General features: G+C 34.1%; 12 protein-coding genes and 1 pseudogene. 9 read left to right on the top strand and 4 right to left on the bottom strand.

Features of this window, described 5'->3' with window-relative positions; all coding sequences use genetic code 11:
• Nucleotides 1–274 precede the first annotated feature (274 nt).
• Genes SLH48_RS05650 through SLH48_RS05630 form a run of 5 tightly spaced genes read left to right on the top strand, consistent with a single transcriptional unit; the run spans nt 275 to nt 6818 of the window.
• Nucleotides 275–1183, top strand: a complete 909-nt coding sequence (locus tag SLH48_RS05650) for a sugar ABC transporter permease (RefSeq protein WP_320257334.1) — start codon at nt 275–277, stop codon at nt 1181–1183.
• 9 nt (nt 1184–1192) lie between these two features.
• The gene (locus tag SLH48_RS05645) at nt 1193–2041 is read left to right on the top strand and encodes a carbohydrate ABC transporter permease (protein ID WP_320257333.1); all 849 of its coding nucleotides are present in this window, start codon (nt 1193–1195) and stop codon (nt 2039–2041) included.
• Nucleotides 2042–2072: 31 nt separating this feature from the next.
• Complete coding sequence (locus SLH48_RS05640) at nt 2073–4013, top strand: glycoside hydrolase family 2 TIM barrel-domain containing protein (protein WP_320257332.1); 1941 nt, start codon at nt 2073–2075, stop codon at nt 4011–4013.
• 29 nt (nt 4014–4042) lie between these two features.
• Entirely contained in the window at nt 4043–4660 is a 618-nt protein-coding gene (locus SLH48_RS05635; RefSeq protein WP_214482288.1) for a YesL family protein, read from the top strand.
• Nucleotides 4661–4676: 16 nt separating this feature from the next.
• Nucleotides 4677–6818: a beta-galactosidase gene (locus SLH48_RS05630; RefSeq protein ID WP_320257331.1), complete on the top strand. Its 2142-nt coding sequence runs from the start codon at nt 4677–4679 to the stop codon at nt 6816–6818.
• A gap of 547 nt (nt 6819–7365) precedes the next feature.
• On the opposite strand, the gene SLH48_RS05625 is transcribed toward SLH48_RS05630, so the two are convergent.
• A complete protein-coding gene (locus tag SLH48_RS05625; RefSeq protein ID WP_214482290.1) occupies nt 7366–7539 on the bottom strand; it encodes a hypothetical protein in 174 nt (57 codons plus the stop codon).
• Between the two features lie 581 nt (nt 7540–8120).
• Here SLH48_RS05625 and SLH48_RS05620 point away from each other — a divergent pair.
• A complete protein-coding gene (locus SLH48_RS05620; RefSeq protein ID WP_320257330.1) occupies nt 8121–9812 on the top strand; it encodes a phage head spike fiber domain-containing protein in 1692 nt (563 codons plus the stop codon).
• Nucleotides 9813–10278: 466 nt separating this feature from the next.
• On the top strand, nt 10279–11067 hold the full coding sequence (locus tag SLH48_RS05615) for a GNAT family N-acetyltransferase (RefSeq protein ID WP_320257329.1): 789 nt from the start codon (nt 10279–10281) through the stop codon (nt 11065–11067).
• Nucleotides 11068–11195: 128 nt separating this feature from the next.
• On the opposite strand, the gene SLH48_RS05610 is transcribed toward SLH48_RS05615, so the two are convergent.
• Nucleotides 11196–11639 (bottom strand): YtoQ family protein, encoded by a 444-nt coding sequence (locus tag SLH48_RS05610; RefSeq protein ID WP_320257328.1) that lies wholly within the window; start codon nt 11637–11639, stop codon nt 11196–11198.
• 374 nt (nt 11640–12013) lie between these two features.
• The gene (locus tag SLH48_RS05605) at nt 12014–12454 is read right to left on the bottom strand and encodes an SRPBCC family protein (protein WP_320257327.1); all 441 of its coding nucleotides are present in this window, start codon (nt 12452–12454) and stop codon (nt 12014–12016) included.
• A gap of 964 nt (nt 12455–13418) precedes the next feature.
• Here SLH48_RS05605 and tnpA point away from each other — a divergent pair.
• Together tnpA and SLH48_RS05595 are read left to right on the top strand one after the other, a co-directional pair.
• Complete coding sequence (tnpA, locus tag SLH48_RS05600; RefSeq protein WP_320257326.1) at nt 13419–13823, top strand: IS200/IS605 family transposase; 405 nt, start codon at nt 13419–13421, stop codon at nt 13821–13823.
• A 34-nt stretch (nt 13824–13857) separates the two neighbouring features.
• Nucleotides 13858–15200: pseudogene (locus SLH48_RS05595) on the top strand (RNA-guided endonuclease InsQ/TnpB family protein).
• A 311-nt stretch (nt 15201–15511) separates the two neighbouring features.
• Here SLH48_RS05595 and SLH48_RS05590 read toward each other — a convergent pair.
• Complete coding sequence (locus tag SLH48_RS05590; RefSeq protein ID WP_320257325.1) at nt 15512–16150, bottom strand: pyridoxamine 5'-phosphate oxidase family protein; 639 nt, start codon at nt 16148–16150, stop codon at nt 15512–15514.
• Nucleotides 16151–16327: the final 177 nt, after the last annotated feature.

Here is a 16327-nt window from a genome sequence, read left to right as displayed (position 1 = left end):
CATCCCCTTCTTTTCAAAAGACCCATTTTTGTAAATTGGCTTGATATTTTACAATCATCGAGGGTAAGTTAAATTTGTTTGTTGTAGTGATATGGCGAAAACAATCAACACAATAAAGTTATACTTAACAAAATATGTAAATAATCAAATTGTTTGTATGATTTGTTCACAATTTAGGAAAAGATCTTGGCATTTTCCTAAATTGAAATGAGATTCATGTGAACATAAGACAATTATTAATTAATTTGCGGGGAAAAAGAGGTGAATCTAGAGTATGAGTACGTCTAGAAAAAAAGGTAAAAGCATCAAAAAAGGTTCCCTTAATGATCAAACTAAGATTGGTTATTTATTCATTTTACCAATGATCATTTATTTTAGTATATTTTTATTACTGCCTATTTTATTATCATTTGTGCTAAGTTTCACAGAATGGAACATGAGAAGTACACCTAAGTTTGTTGGTTTTGAAAACTATACGAATTTACTTTTTGATTCGGTGAAATATCCAAATTTCTGGCCTTCATTACTGGTAACTTTAAAATATATTCTCTTTAGTTTACCAATTGGGATACTTCTTGCACTCATTTTGGCATCTGCGTTAAATGCCAATGTAAAAGGAGAAGGCTTCTTTAAAACAGCATATTACGTTCCTAATGTAACTTCATTTGTTGCTGTCGCAGCTATGTGGGTGTTTTTATTGGATCCCCTCATTGGGATGGTTAACCAACTATTGGGAATCAATCATAGTTGGTTGGGTAGTGTAACAACTGCGTTACCTGCATTAGCGGTGATGGGCATTTGGACAGGATTAGGTTATAACATCTTGATTATTATTTCAGCGATGAAAGGAATTCCAGATAGTGTTTATGAAGCAGCCAAAATCGATGGAGCTAATCCAATACAACGCTTCATTTATATTACATTACCTATGATTCAACCGACGATATTCTTTTTACTCGTTACAGGACTAATTGCAAGCTTTCAAATTTTTGACCCGATGTATTTAATGACAAAGGGTGGTCCTGATGGGTCAACGATGTCGTACATGTTGAGTTTATACAACCATGCTTTCCGATATTTTGAAATGGGAACTGCTTCAGCAATGTCTTACATTTTATTAGTAATTATATTATTCGTAACTTGGATCAACTTTAAGTTTGTTCCAGAAAAGATGGATGAGTAGGTGAATGTGATGAAGATTAAACTTGATAGAATATTTTTGTATATTTTCCTGTCAATATTCGCAGTGATTCTTGTGGGTCCATTTATTTGGCTAGCCTCCTCGTCTTTTAAAGAAAGTAAAGATATATTTTCAACTACTTTTTCTCTTTTGCCAAGACACGATGATGGCAGTATATATTTCAGCTTTGATAACTACAAGTACGCTTTTGAATATTTAAATTTAGGTACGCTATTTTTTAATACACTGTTTGTAGCGGTTATTGCAACTTTCGTTAACATAATTTTAAATTCTTTAGCTGGTTATGCTTTTGCAAGACTGAACTTTAGAGGTAGGGAAGTCATTTTTAAAATTCTACTAGTTTCGCTAATGATCCCTGGTACAGTGCTACTTGTGCCAAATATGATCATTGTAAACCAATTGGGTCTATATGATACACTTTGGGCGCTTATCTTGCCGTTTACGATGAGTGTATATAATGTATTTTTAATGCGCCAACATTTCTATAGTTTATCTAAAGAGCTTGAAGAAGCAGCAATCATCGATGGTGCTAGTTGGTTTACTATCTTCTGGAAAATTGCAATGCCATTAGCAAAGCCGATTCTTGTTATTTTGGGGATCTTCACATTTATGTGGAATTACAATAACTACATGTGGCCATTAGTAGTTATAACAACACCAGAAAATTACACATTATCTCTCGGTTTAGGCGCACTTATAAGTGCAGCAGATAAAAATGCCGAATTATATCCTGTAATGATTGCAGGTTCGGTTATGGTTGCATTACCACTCATTATTGTTTTCTTATTCTTACAGAAGCACATCATGAAGGGTATTAATATTGGTGGAGTAAAAGGTTAATTAATTTGGTATATGAAAAGGTTGGATAATGATGTATTTACAATCAACGTTGTCACTTAAAACGATCAATGGTCATGAAGTTCCATTCCAAAATGGAACTGTATTGCCCTCATTTGATCCACAAAAGAGGCAATCAATTTCTTTAGCAGGTGAATGGAAAAAAGAGAGGTTTCAAGCTAATCATGAACATACGATGGCTGAACGAACGGCTGAGTGGGTCAAAACTACAGAACAAGATGCTCAAGGTATCACAAACGTACAGTTTAATGATGAACGTTTGAACACCCACAGCATACCTTTGCCGGAAAATGCGATGACAGGAGAAGCCAGTATCCACGGTGTGGAAACGTATGAGGATGGTGTTTGGTATCGTCGAACTTTTTCTGTCCCTTCGGATTGGGAAGAAAAACAAGCAATATTAAAGGCATACGCTATCAGTTATGTTGCTGATATTTGGATTAATGGTAAGTATGTAGGTGTTCACGAAGGTGGTTATACACCATTTGCATTTAATATTACAAATTTTGTACGAGCTGGTGAAGTTAATACAATAGTCATTCGAGTTGATAACCCACCTTGGGGGAGTCGCTATGACATTATTCCAGCTACAGAAGGAACTGATTTCTTCAATTATACAGGCATTATTCATGACTTATTTATTGAAGCATCTTCTCCGGTACAAATCAGCAGGTGTGATATTGTACCAGTTGATACATCAGGAAAAGTAAAGGTGAAACTAGTTTTTGAAAATCATAGTGAAATAGCAGAAAATATATCAGTTTCATTACAATTCTTTCAAGGTAATGAACAAGCGCCATCCTATTTGCAATCGCCGTATGCAGAGGATATAAAAGGTGAACGCCAGCATTTTGTCGGTACGAGCGAGCAAACATTGCACGTTGAAGCGAATGGTGTGGCGATTTGGACGACGGAAATAACTATAGACAATGCAAAGCTGTGGGATATTCGAAAACCAAATTTATACGTTTGCCAGGTTGAGCTTACTAAAGAGCATTCTATTGTAGATCAGTTTTTTACCCAGTTTGGAATTCGTACGGTTTCCACTAATGGTACAAAGATTACATTAAATAACAAGCCTATCTTTCTTGTAGGTTTAGCAAGGCATGAAGAATGGCCTAATTTTGGAAGAACTGCTTCTTTTGATCGTATCGTTAATGATTTATTACAAATGAAAGACCTATCAATAAATTTTGTGAGAACATCACATTATCCTAATCACATTTACACTTACATTATCCTTGATCGATTAGGTCTTACAGCAAAGAGTGAAATACCATTATGGCAATTTGAGAAAGAGCATTATGAGGCTGAAGAAACAAGGCTTCATGCGCAACAAATGTGGCGCGAAATGGTGTTGTCAAACTATAATCGTCCATCTATTATTTTGTGGAGTACGCAAAATGAATCTGTTGAGGTCGTATTAAGAAAGAAGCATAATGAACGATTAGTGAATGACTTACGTATGAAGTATAACGATCATCGACTCATTACCCAGAGCGCTGCAGCAGACCAACCAGGATACTGGGATGAATCCGTAGAACCGCTCGACGTAGCAGGGTGGACGATGTATTTTGGTGTATTCCATGGCAGTACACCGTACGAAGGTACGAAAAACTTTTTAGAACAGGCTCATAAGGCATGGCCAGACAAACCTATTTTAAATACTGAATACGGATATTGGTCTAGGGAAGATGGCAGTGAGAAGGAAAAACAAGTACACATTTATACTGAAACATTGCGAGCTTTGCTCGAAAAAGCTACCGTTACACCAGATGGTCATGAAAATAAAGAGGGTTTTTTAACTGGTATTAATTATTGGACTGTCTATGACTGGTATATAAACCATAATCAATTTTATCAAACGATGGGCCTATTTGAAATGGATCGCAAAACAACAAAGCCTGTATTTGAACATTTAAAACGGGACTACAAAAAACTAACAAACTTATAAGTTGAATGGGGAAAAAGGGGAGAAAACAGATGCTTAAATCTTCAGCTGGGCGACGACTTTATTTTATTACTGATATGATATTTCAGTTCATCGTTCTGAATTTACTATGGTTTCTTTTTACAGTCGTTGGTTTAGTTGCTTTTGGAGTTTTTCCAGCATCAATAGCTGTTTGTTATCTTATGAAAAAACGTATTGTTGAACAGGATAACATCCCTATTTTTTCAACATTTTGGGCAATATATAAACAAAACTTTGTTCGAGGAAATATCCTTGGCGTTTTAACTGCAGCTGTTTCATTTATGTTGTATCTCGATTTTCAAATCATACAGCAATTTGACAACATGGTAGTGACGATCTTTGGTATAGGGCTAGTAATTGTCAGCATGTTCTTATTAATAACGATTTTTTATTCACTTCCATTAATATCAATCACGACAGATTCAGCCTTTAAAGTAATAAAAAATGCGTTTTTATTAGGAGTTGCCAATCCGGTAGTAACATTAATGATATTTATCGTAATATTATCAATACGAGTTATCTATGGATATTTCCCGACCATAATACCACTGTTTGGAATTATGCCTTTGTTACTCACCTTTACTGTAGCTTTTCATAAAAGCTTTAACAAACTAGAACAAACAATATAGAATGGGGGATACCCAAATGATTAATGTAAAAGATGGAGTTTTATATCGCGATGGGAAACCATTTGTGTTTATTTCAGCAGATTATCCGTACTACCGAGACTATCCAGAGAATTGGTCAGATCGACTGGATAAATTAAAAGAAGCAGGAATCGAAGTCGTTACATTTTACGTTCCGTGGAGACACCATCATTTAAAGATTGATGGAAAAGATGTGATAGATTTTTCTGGGGAAACTCAAGGGAATCGCGACGTACTTTCATTTATTAAACTAGTTGAAGAAAAAGAAATGTTTGCAGTTGTGAAACCGGGGCCTTTCATTCATGCTGAAACTGATTTTGGTGGACTACCTGATTTTGTTGAAGGTGGTAAAGAGTTTGAAGCAATGCTAGATAATGAAGGAAATGAGCGAAAATGGCATAAAAACCTACCTGCTGCTTTTGATGCAGCTTTTACAAATGCAGTGCAGGATTGGTATAAAGTATGTGATGAAACTGTAATTAAGCCATTTACGTACCCGGCAGGACCTGTAATCGCGTTACAAATTTTAAATGAAGGATTATATTCAGACGGACAACATAGTGTTTTAGCATATGATTACTCTCCAAGTGGATTGGAATATCATGCAGAAAGACTACAAAAACAGTTTGGCTCAATTGACAAGTATAATGACATGTTTGGTTCAAGTTATACTTCATATCAAGATATCCCTGTGCCTAGGTCTTTTGATATTCATACGAAAGAGAACGTTAAAGAAATTTTACCTTATTTACACTGGGCTGAGACACAAAATCGTTATTTAGGAGATTTATACACAAATTGGGGTAGTGCAATTGATTCAACATTACCTGTTTTCAACAATATAAACCCTCCGTTAAATGAGGCAAAAGGCTTTGATTTTTGGTTAACACGTGTAGTACCTGAACATTGGGATGTTAGCTATGGTTTTACAAACTGGATTGGTGTCGTTTCTCATGATGAAACAGCATTTTTACGATACTTACTTCTCGTAAAACGTGATAGAGGTATAAATCTAGAGGAAAACTGGGGCTTTTCAGATCCACTATATGATTGGCGATATATTTATCATCATGTACCATTTTACCAAACAGTGTTAGCTATGGGACTAGGTGCTACAGGCTTTAATGTATATACTGGTATTTCCACTGACGGGTGGACTGATGAGCTTGATTCAATTCATGCACGTCCATACCCCGACTGCTCACCTATTTCAGAAAAGGGTGAGACAGGTGAGAAATACGAAGCGTTAAAAGTGCTAGTTTCGTATTTAAAAGAAAATGAACAGCTAATTACCGAAGGCAAGCGCGGACATGAAAACGCGTGGGGGTTATATGCACCTTATAGTTACTTAGCTTCATTTGGTATTGAGGATCGTGATTTTGAAAAATTGGGCGTGAAGGCACCACATTCAGGCTATAAAGCAATGGAATCATTTATGCTTACGATGTTAAAAGAACAGCGTGAATTTGGGATTGTTAATATAGAAGCAGCTTCTTTGGAAGAATTACAACAGCAAGGTGCAATCTCAATTGTAGGTGGCTTCTTTATGCACAGGGCTGTACAGGAGAAGTTATTACAATATGTAAATAACGGTGGTAAACTATTCTTCTTCGGTGAAGTTCCACAATACGATGAAGCAATGGATAAATGTGATATATTAGCAAGTGTAATTACTGATTCTAAACGATACAATACAGTTGAACATGGAGATGGAATTGTTGTGTATTATCCAGAAAATCCATTCTCATCATGTGGAATCTCACCTACATTTGCACATTTAATGAATATTCATATTGACAAGTCGCGTGTCGTTGGAGACGAATGTTATACGTTTTTATATGAGCTAGACGGTAAAAAATCATTATATGTCTTAAGTAATTCACAAATTGAAAAAGAACATAACCTGAGTATAGATGGTGAACAAATATCTATTTCACTTCCTGCAAAAGGTTGTGCAATAATCACTTTAACAAGCGAAGAAATTACATCATGTGTAGTAAAAGGAATTAACGATTACGATGAGTCATTCGTTACTCCAGCTGTGTCATACCGAGGACAAACTGTTAAAGCTGATGCACCTTGTGATTTTTATTACAGCAAGCATTCAAACATTAGCTCTCAAGTCAACAAAAAGGGGTAATGCAATAATGTGACATTTGTTACTTTTTTGTAACTAATTGTCGATGTTAGCGTGTTAATATGTAATTACACACTACTTATTCCTCTTTGGAGGGTGACGAAAAGTTAACAGCTTTTCGTCACCTTTTTTTTTGCTTTTTGCTTTTTTGACATTAATTGTTCCATTTTATAATAAGAAGCTAAACAGTATAAAAATTATAACATCCACATCAGTTACTCCTACGAAAAAGTAAAAAAAGAATCAAAGTTTATAAAAGGCTGTTCTGGCACAGATTGTTGCTTTTCGTACTAAGATATAAGCTCGTATACATCTAATGTTTGTAGCATATTAGCCATTATTTATAATTTTTAGTGATCGAACTTAAGATAAATAGCAATAAAGTTTATATAAAACCTTTCTTTTAAACCATCCTTCTATGATGTATCTTTTTTAGTAGTTTAATAGAAATACGAACGAAAGAACTAGCTAACTTGACTAGCCACTATCTAATGCTCAAGGTAAATATAATGTACTTAATATTGTTTTTATTTAGCACACTGTTACAAAGTTATTCGGTGTTTCTAACCAAAATATATCCAATGACTGCAATCGGACCTAACGTGAGTGCTACTAATGACCATAAACAGCCTAGATTTTGCCCTCTCTTATAGGATGCATCTACTAGAACAAACAATGAACCTAATATCCAAACAACAGCAAGCATGACATAAGTCACCGACATCTTTTTGCTCCTTATCCTCTTAAGAATTAGTTAATAATAGCAATTATTACTTATATTTGAATGTTATTGTTACCAAATACTCTGTTCATATACTTCTGTTGCTACTGTTACTTTGTGCGAATTGTTAGTCAATGATTTAACCACCTAGCACCTTTATAAAAAAACAAAGTCCATAAAACATATTTGGAAAAAAGATAATACGAAAAAATAAGACTCGTTTTTTAGAAACGATAAACATAGATTTGAAGAAAAAACTTATTCGTTATATATTCATTAAAGTAGATCTTGAAAAGTAGTTAACCTTTACAATAAAAGAATTTATGTACTATTAATATATTTATTTAAATATTCGAAATATTAAGTATTATGAAGAAAAAGCGAATATTTCTATGGGTTTTAGAGAAAATATACCGATTTCAGAATTTTCCATATATATGTACATAATGGTAGGATGTAGTTAATTCTCGAGAATTAATATTTTTTATCAAAATATAATAGGAATTAGCGAATGAAAGTGTTTATGCTGTATTTTATCTAATTTTCTTAACACGCCTACTAAACTATTAAAAGGGTGATTTTGTATGAAAAAGCTATTAACTATTCTTTTCTTATCAATGCTCATTAGTTTATCATTTTTTGGTCAAAAGAATATAGTTGTAGGAGCTAGTAATAACACAGGTAGTTTTTCGCTGTTAACTTATAACGTTGCTGGATTATGGGATCCTGTATCATCTTCTAATCCCGCAAATAACACAGAGAAAATCAGTCCTAAATTAAATGATTATGATGTTGTATTAGTTCAAGAGGATTTTAATTATCATAGTGATTTGATTTCAGCAGTCGAACATGAATACCTGTCTTCACATTCAGGGATTATGGGATTTGGAGATGGTTTAAATCGAATGTCAATTTACCCATTTACTAAATTTAAACGTGAAGATTGGAATGACTGTCATGGTGTGTTTGGGGACGGTTCTGACTGTTTAACGCCTAAAGGATTTTCATTTGCTAGGCATGAAGTTGCAGAAGGCGTATTTATAGACATGTATAATGTTCATGCAGATGCTGGTGGTAGTAATGATGATTATACTGTCAGGAAGAAAAATTTTCAGCAATTATTGTCAAAAATTGAACAATGGTCAGAAGATCATGCTGTCATTGTCACGGGTGACTTTAACAGCCATTGGAAAGATTCAGATGGAGTAAGGCAATTTGTTGATGCTAATTTTTCAGATGCTTGGGCGGAAATAAAAAATAATGGTGAAATACCTGATATTGGTGAATCCGGTGGCCGTATTGATAAAATTTTGTTTCGAGGCAGTGACGGTCTTACACTTAACGTAACTGATTATGATGTTCCTCATGATGATTTTTTAGATAGCAACGGGAAAGGTCTATCAGACCATAAGCCTGTGTCTGCTATGTTTGAATACAGTGTAAATAATCTATGGGAACAGCCTCTAAATACATTTAGTCCTCATGCATGGAATAAAGGAAATAATACATCGTTTGAATTTGATGAAAACGTGAAATATCTGAATGGTGACCGTGTTGCAAAACTAGTCGCGAAGGACGAGGATGGTTATGTAAATAACACAATTCAGCTTAATCCAAACAACCGCACGTATACTTTTAGCGTTTGGCTAATGTCTGAACAAGACCAACAAGTGAGTGTGCGCTTGAGAAGTCAGGGTAATTTAAATGGAGGTAACGGAGATAATGATAGTGTTCAAACTGTAAATCTTCAAGCTAATGAATGGCAACGTGTTGAAGTTACCCAAGCTTTTGATATAGAAGCAGAATGGTTAAGAGCAACTATCTATCCAGCGGGTTACCAATCGGGTGAAACAGGTACTATTTACATGTGGGGGAGCCAGGTGTTTGACACGACTAACAGTGTTGTAGAGCACGGCACTGATAATGGAGAGGCAATGTTAAAACTGACAGCCACAAGTAATGGCGGGTATGTTAACAATACAATTAATTTAAATCCGAACGGCCATACATACACTTATAGTATGCTCGTGAAAAGTGACGTGGAACAAGCGTTAAGTATTCGTTTAAGAGCTAAAGGTTATAGTGGGAATAATGGAAATAATGATCAAGTCAAAACGGTAAATGTGGCATCAGGTCAATGGCAACGGGTAACTATCACCCAAACATTTGATGATGATGCTGATTGGTTAAGAGCAACTATATATCCTGCAGGCTTTCAAACAGGTCAAGCTGGTTCTATTTATGTAAAAGATGTAGTGGTGACTGAAGGAAACTGAATAACAATGTATTGAAGAAACTGTTGTGAAGTCACAACAGTTTTTTTATGTTTCGTTAAAAGACTTGGTTGAAAACTATAAATAGAGTAACTAATTAAAATACATAAGAATATTGATCATGATCAAATTGTATACACTGTTAGAAACAGTTTTACTTTATAGCTAGCGAATGTGACTTTGAGATCAAAAAAAAATATAAAGTGTGTTGGTATCCTAGTAGCCCTTGTATACAAGGTTTTTTATATTCATAATGGTAGATTGTTAGCTCTAAATTTTGTCAGTAGTTTGTAGCTATTAAATATACCGTTTAAGCAAGACAGTAATGAATACGATAGTTAGCCATTATTTTTCAGTTTGGTATAGAGACTCGAACTTTATTAAACTGTCAACTAGTTCTTTCTTTCGAAATGTGACATACTATCCATAAAACCTTTTGAAATTCATAGCAGTCAAATGGAGGAAAATGATGTTAGAACAATTACACAAGAATCAGTATGAAATAGTCGAGCATTTCTTTCGAGGTCATAAACAATATATTCCAGCACTTTCTGTTATCTACGGAAATTACCCTGGTAAGATATTCGTTGATTCAGTTATCCAACCGAATTTTGCAATTGTTTGGGCTCTTGGAAGATGGCTATATTGTGAGGGGGACATTCCTAAAAATCATACTTATGGAAGCATAATTGATTCGCTTTGGCAGTTTCTTAAAATAGAGGGAAAAAGCATTTTTGAAATTTATAAAAGTGAAAATCAAGAGTGGGAGAAAGAGTTTAGCGCAAATTTATCTAATCTCGATGTGAAAAAGCATTGGGAATCTCTTTATACATTAAATATTGGTAAGTTTAGAGAGCTTGATACGAGGCAAATAGAATCGCAGGTTGATTGTCAAATTGACCAATTTCCTATTGTAACATCTAGCTGTAAAGAAGAGGAATGTGAATTAATAAATGAGACACGTTTTGGATCAAAAATTATAAAGAATAATAAAATCATTGCCGTATGTAAAAATAATGGTTTCGTTCATAATGAATCATATTTTATAAGTGTTGAAACTTTTGATAAAAACGAGCAAGGAAAAGGTTATGCGACCGTTGCAGGAGCAAAATTAATTGAGTATGGATTGGCAAGAAACTTTATTCCGTTATGGGAAACTACTCACGATAATATTGCGTCACATAAATTAGCAACAAAGTTAGGATTTGAAAGAAACTGTTCATACCCTGTATACGCTTTTCACTATAATAGCATTTGACCTAAAAGGTTAATAACAACATTGCTTGGACCTACTAAAGGAAATAGACCCTTTCGATCTTTGGGTCTATTTCAAAATCAGCTTTATGTTATAGTGCAAATGGTGTAGAAATACGCTTGAAACTCATTCTATGATTCAAAAACATAAGAAAGTGCTTTTAGAGCTTCATTAACAGTTTCAACAGTTATATTAGCTTTATTAGATAGCTCTTTTAAAGGGTGGTGCAATGATGCAGGGCGTACAAGAATAAGTGGTTTATGTAAAGTGATTGCCGCACTTGCATCCATTGCTGTATTCCATTGTCTATATTTTTCTCCAAATAGTGCAATGACAATGTCAGCTTTATTCATTAACACTTGTGTTCTGAAATTGTTAAAATCAGAGGCAGCATCATCTTTAAAAATCGCATTTGGCTGTTCACCTAAAATGTCCTCTCCTATATTGTCAGAGCGGTCATGATTCTCCATTGGGCCAACAAATGTTAATGGAAGCTGTAAAGCTTTTGCTTTTTCCTTAATTTCATCTCTCCAATTACTATGAATTTCTCCTGCAAGATAAACAGTTAATTCCATATAAATACCTCCGATGATCATTTTAATTTTTATAAGGACTTTTTTTTGTAAACTTTGTTGTTATCGTTTTTATACTAGAAGATAAAGATGTCATTTTACGTAAAAGTCATCGATCTATTGAAAAAATGATGCTACGAGTACTAGTTGTATACGTGTTTAGTACAAAGAACAACAATCTTTCGCAAACAAGCTTTTATAAAAGAATATTAATTCACAGCTTATTGCATGTAATAACTGTTAATAATTTAGTGCTTACATTGTTATTGTGATGTAATTAAGCTATTTTACATAATGATTTTACTGCGCATTAAATAGTCTTGGCAGTTTTTCCATTATAAAGCTCCATTACAGCGTTTTGCTTGTCTTGGTTTTTATTAAGAATTAGCTTCAAGAGCATCTTTTAATTTTGTTAAATGTTGACTGTCTTCTTGTTTTAAAATTTTTATAAAGAAAGGGCGTATAATTCGCATTTTTAAGCCTTTAGTGTTAACTTCACAAGAAAAGTCTATTCTAGTACCACCTTCAGTTTCTGAGAATTCATAATGATAGATGGTTTCAAGACCTTGTAGGGCACTTCTAGCAGAGTAAGATTTATTCTTTGAAAAAGATATGTATTCTATGATAGCCTCTGCTTTTTTTCCTCGAATTTCTCTAACTTCCTTAAACTTAGTATGCTGACCAATTGGTCCATCAGTCATTTTTGTTACTTCAACTACATTTGCTAATATTTTAGGTGAATTTTCCATATTAGATGCATAATCAAACGTTTCTTCAATGGATTTACTCACTACAATTTGATCTGTAAATGCAATCAACAACGCTTCCTCCTATACAATTATTTGCTCTTTTCACGTTGATTAGTGTTTTTCATACAAACCTCAATTTTGCTACAAATATAAAAAAAGTCTGTAAGTTTGTTCTCATCTTTTAGAAGTAACTCTACTTCATAATGAATGTTATGCTCAACATATATACCATAGTAACCTATAAAAATTACGCCATGCAACAAATAGCTTGTTTAATTCTAATATATCACAATTCCAGAAGCAGCAATTGTTTGTAGTGAATAAGTAAAAAATTCAGAATGAAAATTATAATTAAATCGAATGAGATCATGAGTAATATAGATGTAGTTATTCAATCGGGTGGGGGAATAGCATAACATATGAACAACTAATCAATTGTAGGCGTCCATATTAATCGTATAATCATGATGAATAGTATATCTTTCTTTGTAGCTATAGGGGCATAGTTTTGGTTTCTTTCATTACAATCAAGAGGGTAAAGTCTAATAAATGGTAGAAAGTTGTATGAGTATGTCGTTTAAGCAAGCTACTAGAAGAAAAGCTAGAGCAGCCATTGCAAAAATAAATTTAAGAACATGTTAGGGTTTATTGCTCGGAAGTTACCAACCTTCGTAAAAAGGTAAAAGTAGTAAAAAGTATTGCTGTTTCAGAAACAAGGAAAATTTTTGACAAGGCAAGACAGAGAAGAAGCTGTTTACGGTATTCAACATAGTGAGTGAGCATTGTATTCTCCAAAACTCACTCACGGAAATTGCTTGTTTTAAGTTTTAGTTTTACCCTCATAGGCAAGAAGAATCCATCTGATTTGTATTTGAGGTGAGTGTCTGACAATTCAGGTGGAGATGAATTGCTTTCGGTCGATAGTTAGGACTGTTTTGGAAAGAACACATAATTTGTTCTCTATATAAGGTACAAATAAAGGCACTTTTTTTGTTTTTTGGTATAATCAGTCGTAGATAGGAAGTGTTTTGATATGATAACGAAATTAGATAATAATAACCATTCAGTGTTCTTGCTACACTACCATTTAGTTTTAGTTACTAAGTATCGAAAAAAAGTCTTGAACGATGAAATTTCGAACTATCTTAAAGACCATTTCGTACGATTACTCGAACCGAAAGGAATTACTGTAGAAGAGTGGAACCACGATGGTGACCATATTCACATTTTGTTTCGCTCTGTCCCTAATATTGACTTATCGAAGGCAATTAATAGCTACAAGAGTGTTAGTTCTAGATTTGTAAAACGTGATTTTCCAACTATAAAAAATCAACTTTGGAAAGAGATGTTTTGGTCTAGAAGCTATTGTCTCTTAACAACAGGTGGTGCTCCTATTGAGACAATCCGCCAATACATAGAGTCTCAGGGAATGAAATAATTCTATTAAATTCAACTAGAAAGGTGGTGAAAAAATGACTAAGAAGAAAAAGGTTAAAATATTACAAAAAAAAGGAAATCCGAAAAGATTCAACGCTTCACTCAAAAACAAAATATTGGGGGCAACGCTCTTTCGTCTAAAGAGTTTCGCTTGCTTCAACGAATGTCTCATAGTTCAAAGGCACTTCGTAATGTTGGATTATATACGATAAAACAATGTTATTTGGAAACTGGGAAGATGGCATCAATAAAAGAAGTGGATGCAGCCATGCAAGCCGATGTGAACTATTGGGGTATTCAATCCAATTCTGTTCAAGCCGTTCGAAGAACGCTATATGCTGAAGCAAAGAGTTTTTTCAATGCGTTGAAAAAGTGGGAGGAAAATCCTGATAAATTTACCGGTCGTCCGCAGTTCCCAGGATATTCAGGTTCTACAATGAAGCGAATTATCGAAATCTATCAAATTCCGAAAGTGGACAAAGACGGATACTGGAGTATCCCTATGAACATTGAATTCAGAAAACGGTTTGGTTCTATTAAAATTCGAATGCCTAAAAATCTATTAAACAAAAAAATCTCATACATCGAAATCGTACCCAAGCAAAAAGGTCGGTTCTTTGAGGTGCATTATACATACGAAATGCACGTTGCTCAAATGAAGAAAAAACCAACGACAACGATAAATGCTTTGAGTTGTGATTTAGGTGTAGACTTATTCATGAGCTGCGCTACAAATAAAGGTGACACTTTCTTAATTGATGGTAAAAAACTAAAGTCACTTAACCAATATTTCAATAAAGAGATAAGCCAATTGCAGCAAAAGAATATAGAAAATGGCATGTCAAAACGAATTGTAACCAATAAATTAGCAGAGCTTTGGATTAAGCGTAACAACCAAATAAACGGTTATATTACCCAAACCGTTGGTTTGCTGTTCAAAAAAGTAAAAGAATTAAACATCGATACAATTGTTGTTGGTTATAACGCAGGTTGGAAGCAAGAGTCTGATATGGGAAAAAAGAATAATCAGAAGTTTGTTCAAATACCTTTTCATAAACTGATTTCAGCTATCGAAAATAAATGTTTAAAAGAGGGCATTCGATTTGAGAAGCAAGAAGAAAGCTATACTTCAAAAGCTAGTTTCCTAGATAATGATGTTATTCCGGTTTGGTCGGAAAACAATAAAACGGACTATAAATTCAGTGGAAAACGTATTACTCAAGGCTTGTATAGAAGCAAAAGTGGACAATGTATTCATGCAGATATTAATTCTGCGTTGAATATTTTACGAAAGTCAAAAATTGTGAAAATAGACGAAACAATTAAAATTAAAACGCCAATTATTATAGAAGTACAAAAACGTAAGGTTGTTGCCTAGCGCATAGCTTAGTGGGTGTGTCAACCATCCATGTGTACTCGACTTGTCGGGGCTTGTAGCACACGCCAGATAATTCTGAGTGGTGGTTTCTTCTGTATGAAGAACTGCTCTTTTTCGAAAGGGTGGTGCAAGTGGTGAAGCATTCTTTCATGCCAAACCAACCAAAAACTTACTTGGGGTGTCACCGAAAGGTGGCATGAACCCTAGAGCGTCACTATGTCTAGAAATGGATATAAAAGACCTGGGATTCTAACTCAAGCCCCCACTGAAGTTTTTCACCTCAGTGGGGGTAGTTGACGTATGAAATAGAGTTAATATAGCCGTTTCGCATAAGCTTCATCAAGGTTGCTTTGTAAATCATCAACTGCATCTTTTGGTAGCTGTAAATGACCTGCAAGTATTTTAGCTGCTGATGGTAATGCATCTTTCATAGGGTAAGATTGATGGTCCCATATTTTCGAACGTATCATAGCTTTAGCACAATGTATGTATAGTTCCTCAACCTCAACACCAATACCTAAACTTGGTATTACACCATTCACTTCCATCTTTTCTAGCAAAACTTGATCTTTAACAATAACAGCTTTACCGTTCACACGAAGAGTTTCTCCTAAACCAGGAATAATAAAGAGAAGACCAATTTGATTGTTTGAAAGAATGTTACGTAATGAATCTATCTTCTTATTTCCTCTACGTTCAGGAATAAGGAGTGTTTTATTATTAATAACTTGAACAAATCCAGCACCGTCACCACGGGGAGACACGTCACAGGAGCCATCAGCGTTTGCAGTTCCTATTAATACAAAAGGGGATAGTGAAATGAACTTTTTACAATTTTCATCAACAAAAGATATGACCTTATCATTAATCATTTGTTTAGGTTCTCCAATGATTGTACGTAATTCCTCTTCAGTAGTAATGGTATCTTTAAAGTTTTTTAATATTGTCATAATACAAACACCTTCCTTTGTAAACTAATTTTACTATATTAAAGATAATTGTAAAACTAGGAAATATTGTTTTGATTAATAGATTTGTAGCTTCTTTATACAACGCATATACACTATTTATGTAGGAGTTTACTGATGAAAGTACTGTAAAAATAATAAATATAAGAAATCACTTTA

The organism is Cytobacillus sp. IB215316 (genome assembly GCF_033963865.1).
Classification (GTDB): Bacteria; Bacillota; Bacilli; order Bacillales; family SM2101; genus Nanhaiella; species Nanhaiella sioensis.
The sequence above is the reverse complement of the archived record's forward strand: the minus strand, read 5'-3'. Positions and strand labels throughout refer to the sequence as shown.

What these genes read in the sequence shown, in the direction of transcription:
- SLH48_RS05640 (WP_320257332.1), top strand. Translation starts at nt 2,073, where the DNA reads ATGTATTTACAATCAACGTTGTCACTTAAAACGATCAATGGTCATGAA.
- SLH48_RS05620 (WP_320257330.1), top strand. Translation starts at nt 8,121, where the DNA reads ATGAAAAAGCTATTAACTATTCTTTTCTTATCAATGCTCATTAGTTTA.
- SLH48_RS05590 (WP_320257325.1), bottom strand. Translation starts at nt 16,150, where the DNA reads ATGACAATATTAAAAAACTTTAAAGATACCATTACTACTGAAGAGGAA.
- SLH48_RS05635 (WP_214482288.1), top strand. Translation starts at nt 4,043, where the DNA reads ATGCTTAAATCTTCAGCTGGGCGACGACTTTATTTTATTACTGATATG.
- SLH48_RS05645 (WP_320257333.1), top strand. Translation starts at nt 1,193, where the DNA reads ATGAAGATTAAACTTGATAGAATATTTTTGTATATTTTCCTGTCAATA.
- SLH48_RS05615 (WP_320257329.1), top strand. Translation starts at nt 10,279, where the DNA reads ATGTTAGAACAATTACACAAGAATCAGTATGAAATAGTCGAGCATTTC.
- SLH48_RS05630 (WP_320257331.1), top strand. Translation starts at nt 4,677, where the DNA reads ATGATTAATGTAAAAGATGGAGTTTTATATCGCGATGGGAAACCATTT.
- SLH48_RS05650 (WP_320257334.1), top strand. Translation starts at nt 275, where the DNA reads ATGAGTACGTCTAGAAAAAAAGGTAAAAGCATCAAAAAAGGTTCCCTT.
- SLH48_RS05610 (WP_320257328.1), bottom strand. Translation starts at nt 11,639, where the DNA reads ATGGAATTAACTGTTTATCTTGCAGGAGAAATTCATAGTAATTGGAGA.
- tnpA (WP_320257326.1), top strand. Translation starts at nt 13,419, where the DNA reads ATGATAACGAAATTAGATAATAATAACCATTCAGTGTTCTTGCTACAC.
- SLH48_RS05625 (WP_214482290.1), bottom strand. Translation starts at nt 7,539, where the DNA reads ATGTCGGTGACTTATGTCATGCTTGCTGTTGTTTGGATATTAGGTTCA.